This is a genomic window from Terrimonas ferruginea DSM 30193 (assembly GCF_000425585.1).
Classification (GTDB): domain Bacteria; phylum Bacteroidota; class Bacteroidia; order Chitinophagales; family Chitinophagaceae; genus Terrimonas; species Terrimonas ferruginea.
The window spans coordinates 59,287-76,164 of record NZ_KE384401.1 but is presented as its reverse complement, the minus strand read 5'-3'; the positions used below and the strand labels follow the sequence as shown (position 1 = coordinate 76,164).

Below are 16,878 nucleotides of genomic sequence, written 5' to 3'. Positions count from 1 at the left end.
GGCCACCCTTCGAGTGCCTCATGGAGCGCCTTTCGGGAACGTCAGGGAACGCTTGTTACTTATAACCTATTACTTAAAACTTATTACTTAAGTTCCTAGAACGGATAGCCGATACCGAGGTTGAAGATCAGGTTTTCCTTGCGCCATGCCGGATCACCAAAATTGATTTTATCGATCACCCACCGCTCCCCATCCGGCAGAAACGGCTTGCGCAACGGCATGGCCAGATCGAGACGCAACACGAGGAAAGAAATATCAAACCGCAAACCCACACCGGCACCTACCGCAATTTCCTTCATGAACCGGCTGGCCCTGAACTCCGCACCCGGCCGCAATGAATCGGCATTGTACAACCAGATATTACCCGCATCCACGAAAATGGCGCCATGCACGATGCTGAACAGTTTTGCCCGCAACTCCGTATTCAATTCGAGTTTGATATCACCCGACTGATCGGGAAGGAAGGTCAGACTCGTCGTGTCTTTGTAAGTACCCGGACCCAAAGCGCGGCTGCGGAACGCCCTGATACTGTTGGTGCCGCCCACAAAGAATTGCTTGATGAAAGGCAGCGCCGTAGAGTTGCCGTACGGATATCCTAAACCAACAATCAATCTATTGGCCCAGATGATGCCGCTGCTCACTTTCGTATAGTGACGCACATCGCCTTCCAGCTTCACATATTGCGAAAACTGCGCACCCGCGATATATTTAATATTGCTGTCTTTCGCATTGGCACCTGTTACAAGACCGGCAATGTTTCCCGACAGATCCAGGTTACCATTGAAATATAATCCTGTTCCGTTGCCTCCTCCCGCCAGTTCGTTGTAGTTAAAGTTGTAACTGGAACCCAGGATGAATTGTTTTTCGATCGCCTTTTGCAGCGTGAGGTTTTTTGCGGCACTATCAAGATATTCCTGCGTTATTTTCAACGGCTGCACATAATTGATCGAGATCGGGCTTAGCTGATGTTCCTTGTAGATGTTTTCCTTCCATATATAACTGAAGCCCGCGCGGAATGAATTCATCGTATACAGTTTCTGTTTGTTCAACAGATCGTATCCGAGTAATAGTTTGGTTGTGGGCACAAAGCCGCCCCGCGTATTTATCTGAATAAAGGGCACGAGGAACCGCGGAAAGGTGAGCGAAGTCTCGAGCCCACCGCGGTAAGTGTTGTAGCCTTTGAAGTTGCCGCTAAACTGTACTTCAAAACCTCCCGTTGCATCTACGGCAAATAGTTCACCGCCACGGAAAGTATTGCGGTTGCGCCAGCCAACGGTCAGCGAAGAACCGGTAAGGTTATTCGATTTGGTGCTGGCGTTGATTTCCGACCGCAATGATTTTTTCGGCATCGGCGTCAGGTAGTAATAGGTGTTAAGCCGGGGAGTGTCTGCTCCGCCGGGCACCACTTCAAAACGGTTCTTTACAAATTTGAATACGTTCAGGTTTACCAGCCTGTTGAGTGAAAGATTGTGATCCGTCCGGTTGTATACATCGCCGGTTTTGAACTGCATCGATTGTTCAAACATCCGCGGCTTGTACAACTTCCTGCGGTCGGCTACATAATATCCTTGGTAATAAGAAGCATTTGCTTTTAAAGTGTCGTTGCTTGTCGAGTTCAGCCGGAAGCTAGGAAAAATATAAATATCGTTGATCCGGTATACCAGTCTCGCTTCTTTCGGTGTTTGTGGTTTTACATGTACATAAAGATTCACTTCATGATTGCCGATGGTACTGTCTGTACGGATGATGAGATAGTCTCCGTCGAAATAATAAAACCCGCGCTCTTTCAGGTATGCATCGATGCGGTCTCGTTCTGATTTGATTACGCCGAGGTCAAACGGATCGCCGGGTTTGAGTAATGAATTTTTTGCAGCCGAATCAATCGTTTTGGTAAGGATGCTGCTGTCTTTATTAAATACCACTTCGCGGATCTTGTATTGCGGGCCGGGTTTGGCTACATAAGTGGCTGTTGCTTTTTTCCCTTTAACCGTGGTATCTCCCGTAACTTTTGCATGGAAGTAGCCGGTATTCTCCAGGTTGCTTTGCAATACTTCCGCCGTGCGCAGGTGATTGACATCGCTCAGCAATACGGGTGGTTCACCTACTTTATTTTTCAGCCAGCCGCGAAAACCACCTTCTTTTTTCGGATTACCGGCCAGGTTATACATCGCCAGTTTGAACCGGATGCCTAATATTTTTTTATTGGGCTTGGGACGGATCAGCGACGCGAGGTCGCTTCGCATGCTCTTCTTTTTCTTTGAGCTCAGCACGCTGTCCTCTATTTTCACGGTGGCCCCGGTATACAAAGCATCTCCTTCAGGCACACTCTTCGTGATGTTGCACCCGGTAACGGCAACTGCTGCAACTATCACCAGCAGTATATATATTAAGTGCCTGTTCATGGTTCTTTTTTCGTTGGTGTGGCCGGTTGTTCGTTGCTTTTCTTTTCCTCTTCCGCTTCCCGCTTTTTGCGGGCTTCTTCGCGGCGTTTCTGAATTTTCTTCTGCCGGAATATATCGCGGAAGCGGTTGTAGTCAAGTGTGATGATGAAACCAACACCTGTTTCTATTATATATCCTTCGATCACTCCCTGGTATTCATTTTTGCGGTATGCACGCAGGCGGTAACGGCCGTCTTTGCTCAGCCTGTAATCCACGGCAATGTTGCCGGCGATATTGCTCGACTGCTGGTTGGAGTTGGCGGGTCCTTCCAGTTCAAAGTTGCTGCCCACGCTTACCGTCAGCCTGTCATTGAGTAATCGTTTTGACAAGCCCACATTCAGATCCGTACGGTCGGCACGCTGACCTGTGGTATAGTCATCCGATGATTGTACGTCAAAGTTCAGGTCCACACCTTGTACCAGGTCGGAAGCCAGGCGGTTCAATTGCTCCGTCATCAGTTTACTTACACTCTGACGTGCAAGTGTACCGGCATTGATCGAGTTGCTGGTGTTAAACGGATTTTCGGCGATGAAACGGTTCAGCAGCAGCAGGGCGAATACCTGTTTATTCATTTCCGCTTCATCCTGGCGCAACTGATCAAGCTTATTTCGCACGGTGGAAATGATATCGTTGGATACCACATAGCTTTTATTGTCGGGTAATACAATGTCAAATTTGATAGTAGGCTTCAGCAGTTTGCCCGTCATCATCAGTTTTACATCGAACGGTAATTTCTGCAGGTAGGTATTCCGTTCGTTTGAACCCACGTCATCACCCAGTTGACCTTTTACAAGGTCCAACGGTGCGGTGTTGGCTATATATACCGCGGTGATGTCAACGGTGGCATCCGTAGGTTCTCCGCCCCAGATCAGTTTGCTGCCTTTCTGAATATTGAACTTGCGTCTTATACCGTTGAACGAAAGCTCATACGCACCGTCTTCCAGTTCATAGCTACCCGCCAGTGTAATATCACCGCCCGGGTCGATGGTTGTATTCAGCGATGCTTCACCTTTCACATTGAGGAAGTCACCATTGCCTTCATCTACGATCAGTGTAAGGTCGGCGGCTTTGTCGATTTCTATATTAATAGAAGCTTCCATTCCACGCAGACTGGTTGTGTTCATGGAGTCATACGCTGCGAGGAAGAGTGAATCGGTCAGCGGCGCATCCATGTCTACAAATTCCACCACACCTTCGCGGTCAACCACACCGGGCTCAGATTGTGGCAGCACCACGGTCATTTTTGTTTTTTCATTTACTTTAAAACGGCCATCCACCTGTGGTGCAGTAGCCGTTCCTTTTACATCGAGATCGGCATCGAAATACAGTTGGCCATAGAAAAGTTTATTATCCTTCTTCGTGCTGTTGAGTGCACGGAAGTTTTTGGCGTTGATGTTCAGATCCAGTTTGTAAGTGGTAAAGTCACTGGTAGCGGCAAGCCCGTCGATCACGAGTTGGTTGTTCAGCGAATCGCGGACCTGGAAGCGGTTGAAGCGGATGCCTTGTTCGTTTACCTGCAGTTTTTCCTGGTCGATACGGAAATAGTTGTTCAACATCGACAGGTTGAAACCGACCTTATTGAAATTAAGATCACCGCGTATTGCAGGTTGGCTGATATTTCCCGTCACGCGGAACTGGCCGCTCACATCACCGCTTGCTTCGCGGATAGCGCCATCCGACAAAGCCTGCGCCGTAGCCACAGGAAGTTTTCTTATGTCCAGCAACATATCCGCGGAGCTGGTGCTTACATTGTATTCACCGGAAAGCTGTACATCGTTTCCGCGGCCGGTGATCGTTATATCCGCATCATAGACCGATGCTGATTTATTGGAAACTTTCGCTGCTACGTTGCCAACCGTATCGCCTTTGAGTTTGAGATCGGCGATCTGCAGGTCCGCCGTGAACAGCGGTTCGGTCATGATATCTTTTACCTGTGCCGTACCATTCAGCAATCCATCAACCAGCGATGAATCTGTTTCCACAAAACCGGTAAGCGTGGAAAGATGGAAATTTTTAAAACTCACATCCAGCGGAGCACCCGGCTCCTGTGTGGCACTATTGATCAGCAACTCCTGTCCGTTGCGTGACAGGCGGAAATGTTGTGCAAGTATTCCGTCATTGCCATAGCGCAACCTGTTATCGGCCGGCACCGCCCATTTATCATAGTTCAGCAACAGGTCATCCGGACGAAGCGTTATTTCATAGGTTCCGTTTTCAGGCTGGCGCAGCAGTGCAGAAAGATTGTAACGGTCTTTGGATTCGCTGTCTTTTAAGTTTAAAGTAAAGTCTGCCTGGTTATTCGAAAGGCGCGCATTCACTTTTGTGGCAAACAACTGGATGGTGTTTCCGCTGCGGAAGCCGGATACATTCGCGTCGATATTGATGGCGGTATCGCCCGCAGCCGCTGTTACCTGCAAACCGCTTATAGAATTAGTACCCAGTTCGATAACAGGTGCGGTAAGTTTTGCTTCCCATCCTTCGTTATTGGAAAAACGGCTGCGCAATTGTACAGAATCCAATCTTTTCAGATCCGGCACGAATGCGCGGATCAGCGGCGCATCCACGATGTCTGCTTCCAGTCTGAAATTATATACCAGTGATGAATCCGTTGCGGCTTTGGTGCTGTCTTTAACGGAGAAATAAGGTTCGATCGCCTGGCTGATGATATCGCCCATTTGCGTGAGCTTATAATTTCCTTCGAGCCGTGCCTGTATTGCGCCGGCATTGAGGCGCACATAACGTCCGCTGTCGTTGCTGCCGGCATTGAGACTAAGTGTATCGAGTTGGATCCGTTCTTCTTTCTGTACTAATAACGCTTCCGTCATCAGCAATTGACCTTCGAGACTGTCGGGATTTGTCGAAGGAAAATCGGCCGTGATTTTTCCCCGGTAAATAAGTTTGTCGCTGGTCAGGTGCAGTTCCTGCGCTTTGATGCTGTCGATCATGGTCTCGAGTTGCACCGAGGGATATTCTTTCGACAGATCCGCTTTGGCCTGCAAGGCGAGGTGAATATTCGGATCCTGTATGCCCGCCTGGATATCGACCTGCTGCCTGGCGATGCTGCCGGTCAGTTTGAGATTTTTGTAATTGTATTTTTTGAATACGGCCTGGTGCAACTGACCGTCGATGGTTGCATTCGCCGTTTGCTGATCGTAGCCGGTTCCTTTAATACGGAAGTCCGCCGTAACGGGTCCAAGCGTTTCTTTATCCTGTAATAACGTACCGAGGTCGAGTCTTTCTGTTTTTACCAGCAGATCATAACGGGCGCGGGCTTTGTCTGTCAAGGAAGAAGCGGTACCACTCACGTGTGCATTTCCGAGATCGGTACGGAGGTTGAGATTGGTTTGTACCTGTTGCATCGAACCTTTAACATTACCGGTAAGATTGAAACTGCCGGGAACAGTGATTGATGACGGCAATGTGCCTTTGGGTAACAACCTGTTCAGATCGCGGCGGGAGCTGCTCAATGAATTGATCACAAGATCCGCCGACATTTTATCCATATCCGGCAATCCTTTTACCACACCGCGCACATCCAGTTTTGTATCGGAAGCGCCCTGCAATTGTAATGCATCGATCCGCAGATCGGAAACTTTTCCTTTGAGGCGGCTATTAACCAGCCAGGTGGCATTCGGATCGGCAAACGCAGGTTGCTTACGCAGGTCGGGGACAAAAGTCAATACATCCTTCACCCAGATCTTGCTGTTCTCCAGGTTCAGGTCGAGGTTCATTTGCCCGATATCTTCTTTCAATGCATCGAGCGAAGGATAACTGATCTTCGCATCGCGGCGAAGTACCGTGCCCGGCGTTTGCAGATAAAGATCGGAAAGGAATGCACCTGTGGATGTATAAGCGAATGTTGTTTTCAGTTCCTGCAGTTCGAAACCTTCCTGTTCTTTTAGTTGTGCTTTTAAAATCTTACCGGCGATGCTGTCATCACTGAAAACAAAATTATCCGCGTGCAGCGTAAGCGGGTTGACGTGCAGGTGTGCATAGTCCATTCCGCTGGTGGCGCGGGTATTATTGTCATTGTCGAAAGCGATATTGTTTTCATCGAGGCGGATTTTTTTCGCGCGGATCACCCAGCCGGCTTCTTTCTGGCTTTCTGCCTCCTGCTCTACTTCGTTCTCCACCACTTTTGCGGCTTGCGTTTTTCCAAGACGGATGGCCGCTGTTGTTTGCGCAAGTGTAAGTTCATCTACCACCACTTCTTTGCGCACCATGTCTATTTTGTCGGGACGCAGCAATAATTTACCGAGGTCGAGGTTTGCATAGAAGGCTGAAACATCATTTTTAAAATCGACCTTGATTTTGTCGAGTGCTATCTCGTCCACGAGTATCTGCATGGGCGGTGCCGGTTCCTGCGCTTCGGCCATATCTTTTGCCGGCGGATCGGGTGTAGCCATCGGTTTGGTCTGGTATACACGTGCGGTGAGTCCGTTGAGGTTTACTTTCGGAATGCGGTAAATATTCAGCCCCGGATCAAGTTCCTCGATGCGCGTATCGAAATGCGCAAGCCATGCTTCCACATCGTTGCCGGTAACAACATCTTTGTACACCAGCCGGATATTATCCAGCACCACTTTTTTGATGGGAACCGGCGACGAAGAGCTGGTGTCGGTTTTTTCTTTGGGTTTATCGCTGGGGGTAACGAATGCGTCGATGATGAACTGAAAGTTGAAGGTAGTGTCGGGTAGTTGGCGTTTTACTTTTGCGGTAAGGTCTTCGAGCTGCACCTGGTTGATCATGAGATCGCCGAAAATCAGGTCTACAATGCTTACATCTACTTTTATTTTTCCACCGTACAGCAGGGTGTCCTGTTGCCGGTCTTCCACATACACATTTTCCAGTACTACTTTTTTGGTGAAATTGATATACAGCCTGCCGATGCCGACTTTGGTATCCAGTTTCTTCTCGAGGTAATTAACGGCTTGTTTGCGGATAAAATTCTGAACAGGCGGAGTCTGGATCAGGATGATCAGCAGCACAATGAAAAGAAACAGGAAAAGGAGCGTCTTCCAGACCACCCTTAGCAGTTTCTGCCAGAAATTCCTCTTCTTTTTTGGTTGCTCCATTCAGTAAATCCTGCTCGAGTTTTAGGGCGCCACCGGACAGAAAATTCTGTCCGTAAAATGTTAACTCAAAATAATAGAAAAAACCGTGCTACACTGCTTCTATCCGGTCATAATCAGGCAATGAGGCCGGAAATCCACGAGCCGGTAATTAGTTCGCTGTGAAATAGTTGCTTTTCCTCCACATTTGCTATCTTTCTCCCCCTAAACGCTTGTTTGCATGATGCGTACAAAAATAGCCGGGATCGGCATGTATGTACCCGAAAATGTGGTAACCAACGAAGATCTCACCAAGGTAATGGATACCTCGGACGCCTGGATCCAGGAACGGACCGGCATCCGGGAGCGGCGTTTTGCCACACGATTTGAAGACACCACCGCCACGATGGGCGCCGAGGCTGCCCGCCGTGCCATGGAGCGGGCCGGTGTTACGGCCGCCGATATCGATTTTATCATTTTCGCCACCCTTAGCCCTGATTACTATTTCCCCGGTTGCGGTGTGCTGGTACAACGCCAGCTTGGCATGGGAGAAATTGGTGCGCTCGATATCCGCAACCAGTGCAGCGGATTCGTATACGGCTTAAGCATCGCCGATCAGTTTATCAAGACCGGCATGTATAAAAATATCCTGCTCATCGGTTCTGAAACGCATTCCTATGCGCTCGATTTCAGCACCAGGGGACGGAATGTATCGGTTATTTTCGGAGACGGTGCAGGTGCTGTTGTACTGCAACCAACCGATCATCCCAACCAGGGAATCCTGAGTACGCATTTACACAGTGATGGCAATGATGCCGAATCCCTGAGCATGCCGAATCCGGGTTTTCATGGAGGAAAACTTTGGGATAAAGTAAAACCTGTGCAGCCCGATCAGCCCTATGGAGGTATGTTCATCACGCAGGATCTGCTGGACAAAGATGATCTGTATCCGTACATGGATGGTCCGGCCGTCTTTAAAAAAGCGGTGGTGAAATTTCCCGAAGTAATCCGCGAAGCGCTGACAAAAAACCAATTGAGCGCAAAAGATATTTCCTTGCTGATCCCGCACCAGGCCAATCTCCGCATTGCACAATTTGTGCAGCAGGAATTGGGATTATCGGCAGAACAGGTACATAACAACATTCAGCGTTATGGTAATACCACTGCGGCTTCGGTGCCTATCGCACTGTGTGAGGCATGGGAACTGGGAAAAGTAAAAGAAGGAGACCTGGTATGCCTGGCCGCATTTGGCAGTGGCTTTACCTGGGGCAGCGCCCTTCTCCGCTGGTAAATGCAACCTGTTGCGGACAACTATCTTCTAAACAATATGAAAAAGCACCGCTTTCTGCCCCTTATCCTGATTGCCGCACTTCTTTCCTGTGCGCAAAGCCGAAGCACTGCTGCATCGCAGGAAGAAAAACGCGCAACCATGGATACATTAGCCAAACCGTATTGGGAGATAAGCCTCGGAAAACAAACCATTCTTAAATCCCGCGAAGAAAACAAAGAAAGCAACCAGGTTGTGCTGACAAAAGACAAGTTGCAGCAAAGTCTTACCATAGCTTATTACGACGAAGATCCTTCCTTATACATCCGCTCCATCATGATCACGAACGCGGAAGGCAATACGGTTTTCCGCAAAGAAAGCGTTACACAGCTAACGATCTCTGCAAAAGAATTTGCCGCGCTCTGGCAAAACAATACCACGCTTGAAATACAAACCTTCGGCTTGCCCAGCGATCCGGAGCTCGCGGCAAGAGTTCGCATCAGACCGCGACATTTGTGTACTTTTGTGCTCCGTTAAAAATGGAACGCAAAATAATTTACATCATCAACCCGATATCGGGTACTGGTGGCCGCCGCAATCTTCATAAAATTGTCGAACGTCGCAGCAACGAAGCAGGTATTTCTTTCCAGATATTTCCTTCGGTTGAAAGTGGCGATTATGGTTTCCTGAAAAAAATTATCGAAGAAGAACAGATCACGGACATCGCGATTGCTGGTGGTGATGGCACCGTAAGCCAGGTGGTGGGCAGCCTGCATAAAACAGGTGTCAACTTCGGCATTATTCCCTGTGGTTCCGGTAACGGGCTGGCGCTCGCCGCCGGTATTTCCAAAAAAGCAGACAGAGCACTCGATGTTATCTTCGCCGGTCACAGCGAACCTACCGATGGCTTCGTACTGAATGGACAATTTGCCTGCATGTTGTCGGGACTGGGTTTCGATGCAAAAGTGGCGCATGATTTTGCGAAGCAACCCAAACGCGGGCTAAGTACCTATATTAAACAGGTCTTCCGCAATTTCTTCCATGCAAAAAGTTATCGCTTCCGCATTACGTCGGAAAAAAAGCAACTCGACATTGAAGCTTATTTCATCAGCATTGCCAATGCCAATCAATTCGGCAATCATTTTACGATTGCTCCCAAAGCCAGTCTTTCTGATGGCCTGCTCGATATCGTGATCATGGCGAGTCCGCACAAACTTGCGGTTCTCTGGCAAACCCTGCAACAGGTAGGCGGCTTTACGCCGTTGAAAGACCCGTCGCAGATCAATCCCAGGAAAGGAGTCATTTATTTCCAGACAGAAAAAATCAGCATCGAAAATCTTTCACAGGCACCGCTTCACATAGATGGCGATCCCGCAGAAACACCCGATACCATAGAAGTGAAGGTGAGGAAGCAGGTTTTCAGGTTGTTGAAACCGAAGGCATAATGTGTAAATGTGCCCTTCGTGCCGAAGGGGCCATGTGTAAATGTGAAAATGGTTTGCGTATTCATATCTGGGTCGAGCTGGCTGTATGTAAGGATTAATTTCTCACATTTCCACATGGCCCCGGCGAAGCCGGGCACATTTCCACATTATCTCTCCCTCATCGCTTTCATCACTTCGGCAAAAGCATCCTGGTTACGCGGCGTATAAATAGAATTGATGATATCGTTGCGTTCGCGCTGGCTGAGGTGAAAGTTAAGCGCCGCTTTGTTCTCCTCTTTGCTGGCGGAATACTGAAACAACACTTTACGTAATTGCCTGCGCGCATTGTCGCTGTAATAACTCAACAGATCATTTTGCGAATATTCCATCATCTTAAACCAATTATGCTGGAGCAACAAAAACGGTTTGGTAGCATGATCGCTGATATCGTCGGAAAGATAAGGGGCATCCCAACCGCCGGGATTGCGGTCGCGGATCTGCATCAGCAATACACCGCGCGTGTTCTCCCGTATCCAGTCATCAAATTGTGCCAGAAACCGTAAAGATGTTTCCTGGCCGTAGTTGTCGCGCAGACCGGCATCCATTACGTCGATCACCGGTTCGCAGGGCAGCCACACATTGGGTAATACAATGGGAAATGTTGCATTCATCCGCAGCGCCGTGAGCATACGCAGGTTGTAGGGATCCTGGTTTTTGAAAAATGCAGTGAAGTCGATTACATCCGGGTCCATCTGCGGCATGCGCGTGCTGTCCTGCCAGCCTTTCATCATGAAACTTACCGGCTGTGTGCTGATCAGCATTTTGCGGCTGTCTCGTGTGACAACGGAGTTGTAAAACATCAGCGGGATGTTGGCTTCCCGTTCATCCTGGAAATAATCTTTCAATTGCCGGTCGAGTAAGCCATACGTATTGGCATTCAGTTTTTGCTCGAATGCATAACCCCGGTCTTTTACATAATTATAAGGACCTATGCGGAACTTTTGCGCCGGCGCAATAAGATCCCTTGCAACAAATGAAGAGAAAATAGCATTCAGCAAATCCCCTGAAATATTTTCAACATACCGGCGGTCCTGGAGATTGACATTTTCTCCGGCGCGTTTACGTCTGTACAATTCCCGGAAATAGGTGGCGCCGATCATACCGCCCGATGCGCCGGTAATCAGAAATGTCTGCCGCATCAACTGACCCTGACTCAGGCTGTCGAGTTGCTGCAGTACGCTCATCGTAAACGCCGCGGCGCGGTGTCCGCCACCACTCGTGACGATTACGATCATCAACGGCTTCTTTTCCTGTTGTTTCTTTTTCCAGGATTCAAGAATGCGCAGCATGTTGCGGCGGTCAGCTTCTACTTTATCCGGCGTACAGATCGCCAGCAATCCTTCACGAGAATACGAAGGACGTTCTGTGCTTTCCTGGTGGTAATTCAATCCGTATGCCTTGTTACGCGGATCGATCCAATCTATTTTATAAAGAAAATTCAGCAACAGGATAAGTGCTGCCAGGTAAGGAATGCTCCAGCTTTGCAGGAAATAAGAAAATGCGCCGGCCACACCGATCAGGATGGAAAAGAAAATCGTAATGCTCGCCGCGGCTGGTATCTGGAAAAAAGGGGAATCAAGAAAAAAGCCGATGCCGATCAGAAACAGGAACGCCGCAAACACGGAAAGGATGGCCGCAAAGTGATGACGTTTGAAAAGCGAATCGACAAAATCACGTGTATAATGACTCACGTTGCGACAGGGACGCAGCTTCCACGGCAATTCAAAATACCATTCGGTACGAATGAGACTATAATCTACCACTACTTCTTTCTCCGGCCGCAGGTGCGTGATGTATTCACCGGGCTTATTGATCAGCGGGGTCATTTGCCGGAGAATATTGCGGTCGGCACGAAAAAAATAGAAGAAAGAGGCTACGAGAATAAATAACAATCCACTGAGAAATCCGCCGGCCATCACCAATAATTCTGCATTACTGATCAGTTCCAGGTGGTGGGTAAATTGATAGGCCCTTATGCCGTAGAAAATCAGGAATGCCAGCGGCAGAATAGAATTGTTGATGCAATATTTAAGAAAAGGATTAGTGGTGGCAGCGAGAAAACGGAAGTTGCGGCTGAAAAGAATAAAGGTGCTGATATTCCAGCTCATGATAAACATGCCCACGGCAATACCCACGAGCGCAAAACTGATGGAATTCACATTTCCGAGGTACTCCGGTGCCAGGTATAATGAGTCCGCACCGAAGGTTTTCATGAAACCTCCGTTGATCGTGCTGAACAGAATAAACCAGAACAGGAGCAGTACCTGGTATTTTCTGAAATGCAGAAACAATAATTGTATGGGAAATGAGTAGATAAAACCCCGCAGCCAGGCCTTCATAATATTGCTTCAGTAAGCAATAAAAGTACTTATTTCAATTGCAAACGAAAAGAAAAAAGCGTGATCGAAAGAATTGATGCGGAAAGCAGATGCACAGGCTGCATGGCAGCAGGCATATGAAAAAAATACATCACGAGTCCTGCACCCAGTACGATAACGGTAACGGCCAGCATCAATGCCCTGTGCCCTGCGAGTAAAGCATAACTGCGCGATTTCCACCACAACCAGCCGATGCTCAGCACAACGAGCCATGAAAGGCTTCTATGCACGAGAAACATCATATCAAGATTATTGAGCCAGAGCTCGCGGTGTTCGTAGCCGAGCGGTTTGGAAACTTCGTCAATCTGTTCACGTACATCCGTACCGAGTACGATCTGCACGATCACCAGCAGCAATACAGCCACAGCACCTTTTTTCAAAACGGGTGAAGCGATAGCGCGTTGACCTTTGAGTAAGGTGAGAATGATGACGGGCACGGCTGCAATGACCAGCGCCACCAACATGTGGGTGGTGATCTTAACGACGGCAAGGTTGGCATCGACTACCCGTTTACCCAACCAGCCCTGGAAGCCTGTGGCCAGCAGCATAAAAAGCGACCACCAGAAAATGGCGGGGCGTGTGCGGAAGAAACGGCGGAAACTCCATACAAGATGGATGATGCAGAAAATGCCGAGCAGCGCACCGAGGTAGCGGTTCACCGATTCGATCCAGGTATGAAGCGCATTGAACGTATGATCGATGTCCTGTTTGCGCAGATATTTTTCATAATCCGCGGGAAGATCTTTTACGCTGGTGGGAGGTATCCAGCGACCGAAACAGGTAGGCCAGTCGGGACAACCCATTCCGCTTTGCGTGGTGCGGACCACACCGCCGGCCAGGATGACCAGGAAAATCATTATCAACACAAACCAGGTGTAGCGGGTATAACTGCGATTGCCATTCATAAGCAGGTGCAAAGTTAAACCCGCCCGTAATATTTCCACAAATTCTTTTGAACGGAAAAAAATACGGAACTTGCCGTTGAATGTTGAAGCGTTTTCATACGAAACACTTGCTGGAAGCGGGTTGCGACGAAGCCGGAAGGGGTTGTTATGCGGGTCCGGTGTTTGCGGCGGCGGTCATGTTGCCACCTGATTTTCGTCATCCTTTGCTGAACGACTCCAAACAGGTAGCTCCTGAAGACCGCGAAATGCTTCGTGTGGTTATTGAAAAAAAAGCCGTGTGTTACGCTGTTGCCCGTATCGACAGCGAAGAGATCGACACCATCAATATTCTGAAGGCCTCGTTCAAAGCTATGCATCTCGCACTCGATCAATTGTCGATACGTCCGCAGTCACTGCTGATCGATGGCAATCGTTTTACACCTTACCAGGACATTCCCCATCATTGCATCATCCAGGGCGATGGATTATATACCAGCATTGCGGCGGCGAGTATTCTTGCCAAGACTTACCGCGATGCCTATATGTTGCAACTGCACGAAGAGTTTCCGCACTATCAATGGAACAGCAATAAAGGCTATGGTACGCTCGCCCATCGCCGCGCCATTGAAACGCATGGCATTTGCCAATATCACCGCAAAAGTTTTAATATTATTCCGAAGCAGATGGAGCTGTTCAGGGAGGAGGAAGTCAAACAGCCGTTGTAAGTATTAAGTTATAAGTAAACATCCGGCACCACACGCTGCCAACTCCCTGGTTCGTGTATACACCATAACTGTTCGGAACGTTTATCCCCAAGAGTCGCTTTTCATTCTTAAACGTAATGGCGGCGTGAGGTAGAAGGTAGCGCCCTTGTTGGTTTCCCGACCAACGAGCAAGCGTCAGGTTGCTTTGATAGGTTAAGGCCAACTTCCTGCATAACTCAACCATGAGCAGGCCCGTTGGTCTGGAGACCAACGGTGGCGTGATGTCGGATTGACAGGGTTTAAAATCTTCCGACTTTGGTTCATGTATACACGAACCAGGGGACTCTATTGACGATTCACCATTGACGATTCACGATGTTAAAGTTTCCTTATCAGCTAAACGTCGATAAAAACCCGCTGTCATACTACTGCAAACCGATTTGATTCACCTAAAAAAGTAGCTATGAAAAAGATTTTATTCCTGTCGCTTTCGCTGGTATTGATCACCGCTTCTGTTTCTGCACAAGGTCCGCGTGATCGTGTTAATCGTGATCGTGTGGTGCAGGGGCATCGCAGCGGAGCATTGACCCGCGGGGAAACGCATCATCTCGTCCGCCAACAACAACACATCAACCGCACCGAAAGAATGGCGCGCCGTGACGGACACATAACACCGTATGAAAGACATAAAATCCGCAAGATGAAAAAACATCACAGCCGTGAAGTATACCGGTTCAAACATAATCGCCGCCACCGTTAAAAGAAAGCACCGCCCAGGGGCGGTGCTTTCTGATGTGGAAATGTGCCCGCCTCCGGCTGGATGTGGAAATGTGAAAATGGGATGCTTATTTATAACAGTGCGCCCGAACCTCGGGCAGGCTTCGCAGTATTAAAACCTATTAGCAGCAAAATACTACTCATTCCACTCGCCGGCTCCCTGCCTCACCAACTCATATGATGGTCCGGTGCAATCAATGATCGTTGACGGGGTGATTCCGCCAATGCCGCCATCGACAACTATGTCTACTTCGTTGCCAAAATTTTCCTGCATGATCTCGGGGTCGGTATAATCTTCGACCATATCACCCGGCAGTGAGGCGCTTAGAATAGGCCGGCCGAGGGCCGCCGTAATGGCCAGTGCAATGCGGTTGTCGGGAATACGCAGGCCAATCGTATCTTTTTTGCTCTGTAAAATTTTCGGCACCATCTTACTGGCAGGCAGGATAAACGTATACGGGCCGGGAAGATATTCCTTTAACAAACGGAAAGTAGAAGTCGGCATCTGCTTTGCATACTCACTCAGGTGACTGAGATCGTTGCAGATAAACGATAATTGCGCCTTTTTCGGATCTACCTGTTTGATACGGCAGATCTTTTCCACCGCTTTATGTTGCAGGATATCACAGCCAAGGCCGTAAATCGTGTCAGTAGGATAAATAATGATGCCGCCTTGCTCCAGTGTTTCCACTATTCGGCTGATGAGGCGGGGTTGCGGATTATCGGGATGAACAGATAATAACATAGCTTGAAATTACAACCGATTTTGTAAAAATTTTTCTTAAAAAAACAGATCAATAAGGCTTTCCTATCTTTGTACGTACGGGAAAAGTCAAAATTCAAAAGTAAAAAGTCAAAAACAATCCAGGAATCACCAGCTCATTTATCATCACTGCAAGCTTTTAATTTTGAATTTTGCCTTTTGACTTTTGAATTATTTTAAATCACTGTCATGCAATTGAAGCCGGTTACAACAGTTGATTCCATTTCGCAGGCCGTCTTTAAAAAGGATTTTTATAATAGTGGACAACCTCTGATCATAAAGAATTTATCACACGATTGGCCTGCCTATACAAAATGGAACTGGGATTATTTTAAAGAGCTGGTAGGTGATCAGCGCGTTCCGCTATACAATAATGTGAAAAGCGATGCCTACACACCTATCAATACAGCCGATGATTATAAAACATTCGGTGAGTACATCGACATGATCAGGCAGGGACCGGCGGGATGGCGGATTTTCCTCTTCAACATTTTTGATCACGCACCGCAACTCACAAAAGATTTCACCTGGCCGGAACACCTGATGAAGGGTTTTGTAAAAAAATACCCGATGTTGTTCACAGGAGGAGCCACCAGCATCACCCATATGCATTTCGACATCGATATGTCGCATATTCTCCATACACAGTTTGCCGGCAGAAAACGTGTTTTGCTTTTTCCTTATGAAGAACAGCACAAGCTTTACCGCAAACCTTTCGAGGTATTAAGCCTTGCTGATTTTTCCCATTATTATAAAGGCAACGGCACTCCAGACTACGAGAAATTTCCTGCGCTTAAACTCGCCAATGGATTTGAAACGATACTGGAACACGGCGACACTTTGTTTATGCCGGCAGGCTACTGGCATCACATGGAGTATATCGACAGTGGATTTGCCATGAGCCTTCGCGCTTTGCAGCCCTCACTCGCAGGTAAACTCCGCGGTGCCTGGAACCTCTTCGGCATGCGCAGCATCGACACACTCATGAAAAAAACCGTTCCCAAATGGTGGTATGAGAATAAGAAGAAGAAAGTGTTTCAGTATGCAGAAGCGGAGCTTCGAAAGAATGTGTAAATGTGCAAATATGAAAATGTGGAAATGGAAATAGAGAGTACTATATCCATAAGGT

11 protein-coding genes are annotated in these 16,878 nt (G+C 48.2%); 6 read left to right on the top strand and 5 right to left on the bottom strand.

The window, feature by feature from the left end; all coding sequences use genetic code 11:
* Positions 1-95 precede the first annotated feature (95 nt).
* Both tamL and H608_RS22935 read right to left on the bottom strand, forming a co-directional pair.
* Positions 96-2,402: a translocation and assembly module lipoprotein TamL gene (tamL, locus tag H608_RS0118145; protein ID WP_028788926.1), complete on the bottom strand. Its 2,307-nt coding sequence runs from the start codon at positions 2,400-2,402 to the stop codon at positions 96-98.
* Positions 2,399-7,516: a translocation/assembly module TamB domain-containing protein gene (locus H608_RS22935; protein ID WP_051268445.1), complete on the bottom strand. Its 5,118-nt coding sequence runs from the start codon at positions 7,514-7,516 to the stop codon at positions 2,399-2,401. Before H608_RS22935 ends, tamL begins: the two co-directional genes overlap by 4 nt.
* A 217-nt stretch (positions 7,517-7,733) precedes the next feature.
* Here H608_RS22935 and H608_RS0118135 point away from each other — a divergent pair, with 217 nt between their 5' ends.
* The 3 genes from H608_RS0118135 to H608_RS0118125 are packed head-to-tail and all read left to right on the top strand — an operon-like array spanning position 7,734 to position 10,204.
* Positions 7,734-8,783 (top strand): 3-oxoacyl-ACP synthase III family protein, encoded by a 1,050-nt coding sequence (locus H608_RS0118135; protein ID WP_028788925.1) that lies wholly within the window; start codon positions 7,734-7,736, stop codon positions 8,781-8,783.
* Positions 8,784-8,819: 36 nt separating this feature from the next.
* A complete protein-coding gene (locus H608_RS0118130) occupies positions 8,820-9,296 on the top strand; it encodes a hypothetical protein (RefSeq protein ID WP_155990245.1) in 477 nt (158 codons plus the stop codon).
* 2 nt (positions 9,297-9,298) lie between these two features.
* Positions 9,299-10,204, top strand: coding sequence for a diacylglycerol/lipid kinase family protein (locus H608_RS0118125; RefSeq protein ID WP_028788923.1), 906 nt, complete (start codon positions 9,299-9,301; stop codon positions 10,202-10,204).
* A 146-nt stretch (positions 10,205-10,350) separates the two neighbouring features.
* Here H608_RS0118125 and H608_RS0118120 read toward each other — a convergent pair whose 3' ends face one another.
* A complete protein-coding gene (locus H608_RS0118120; protein WP_028788922.1) occupies positions 10,351-12,582 on the bottom strand; it encodes a hypothetical protein in 2,232 nt (743 codons plus the stop codon).
* Between the two features lie 29 nt (positions 12,583-12,611).
* Positions 12,612-13,526, bottom strand: a complete 915-nt coding sequence (locus H608_RS22930) for a COX15/CtaA family protein (protein WP_051268444.1) — start codon at positions 13,524-13,526, stop codon at positions 12,612-12,614.
* An 80-nt stretch (positions 13,527-13,606) separates the two neighbouring features.
* Here H608_RS22930 and H608_RS0118110 point away from each other — a divergent pair, with 80 nt between their 5' ends.
* Together H608_RS0118110 and H608_RS0118105 are read left to right on the top strand one after the other, a co-directional pair.
* A complete protein-coding gene (locus H608_RS0118110; RefSeq protein WP_028788921.1) occupies positions 13,607-14,230 on the top strand; it encodes a ribonuclease HII in 624 nt (207 codons plus the stop codon).
* A gap of 442 nt (positions 14,231-14,672) precedes the next feature.
* On the top strand, positions 14,673-14,969 hold the full coding sequence (locus tag H608_RS0118105; RefSeq protein ID WP_051268443.1) for a hypothetical protein: 297 nt from the start codon (positions 14,673-14,675) through the stop codon (positions 14,967-14,969).
* A 153-nt stretch (positions 14,970-15,122) separates the two neighbouring features.
* On the opposite strand, the gene H608_RS0118100 is transcribed toward H608_RS0118105, so the two are convergent.
* On the bottom strand, positions 15,123-15,731 hold the full coding sequence (locus H608_RS0118100) for an L-threonylcarbamoyladenylate synthase (RefSeq protein ID WP_028788919.1): 609 nt from the start codon (positions 15,729-15,731) through the stop codon (positions 15,123-15,125).
* A 207-nt stretch (positions 15,732-15,938) separates the two neighbouring features.
* On the opposite strand from H608_RS0118100, the gene H608_RS0118095 reads away from it, so the two are divergent.
* Positions 15,939-16,823: a cupin-like domain-containing protein gene (locus H608_RS0118095; RefSeq protein WP_028788918.1), complete on the top strand. Its 885-nt coding sequence runs from the start codon at positions 15,939-15,941 to the stop codon at positions 16,821-16,823.
* Positions 16,824-16,878: the final 55 nt, after the last annotated feature.

Excerpts from the sequence above, each read along its gene's own strand:
- H608_RS0118135 (WP_028788925.1), top strand. The coding sequence starts at position 7,734 with ATGATGCGTACAAAAATAGCCGGGATCGGCATGTATGTACCCGAAAAT.
- H608_RS22930 (WP_051268444.1), bottom strand. The coding sequence starts at position 13,526 with ATGAATGGCAATCGCAGTTATACCCGCTACACCTGGTTTGTGTTGATA.
- H608_RS0118095 (WP_028788918.1), top strand. The coding sequence starts at position 15,939 with ATGCAATTGAAGCCGGTTACAACAGTTGATTCCATTTCGCAGGCCGTC.
- H608_RS0118105 (WP_051268443.1), top strand. The coding sequence starts at position 14,673 with ATGAAAAAGATTTTATTCCTGTCGCTTTCGCTGGTATTGATCACCGCT.
- H608_RS0118125 (WP_028788923.1), top strand. The coding sequence starts at position 9,299 with ATGGAACGCAAAATAATTTACATCATCAACCCGATATCGGGTACTGGT.
- H608_RS0118100 (WP_028788919.1), bottom strand. The coding sequence starts at position 15,731 with ATGTTATTATCTGTTCATCCCGATAATCCGCAACCCCGCCTCATCAGC.
- H608_RS0118110 (WP_028788921.1), top strand. The coding sequence starts at position 13,607 with ATGTTGAAGCGTTTTCATACGAAACACTTGCTGGAAGCGGGTTGCGAC.
- H608_RS0118120 (WP_028788922.1), bottom strand. The coding sequence starts at position 12,582 with ATGAAGGCCTGGCTGCGGGGTTTTATCTACTCATTTCCCATACAATTA.
- H608_RS22935 (WP_051268445.1), bottom strand. The coding sequence starts at position 7,516 with ATGGAGCAACCAAAAAAGAAGAGGAATTTCTGGCAGAAACTGCTAAGG.
- H608_RS0118130 (WP_155990245.1), top strand. The coding sequence starts at position 8,820 with ATGAAAAAGCACCGCTTTCTGCCCCTTATCCTGATTGCCGCACTTCTT.
- tamL (WP_028788926.1), bottom strand. The coding sequence starts at position 2,402 with ATGAACAGGCACTTAATATATATACTGCTGGTGATAGTTGCAGCAGTT.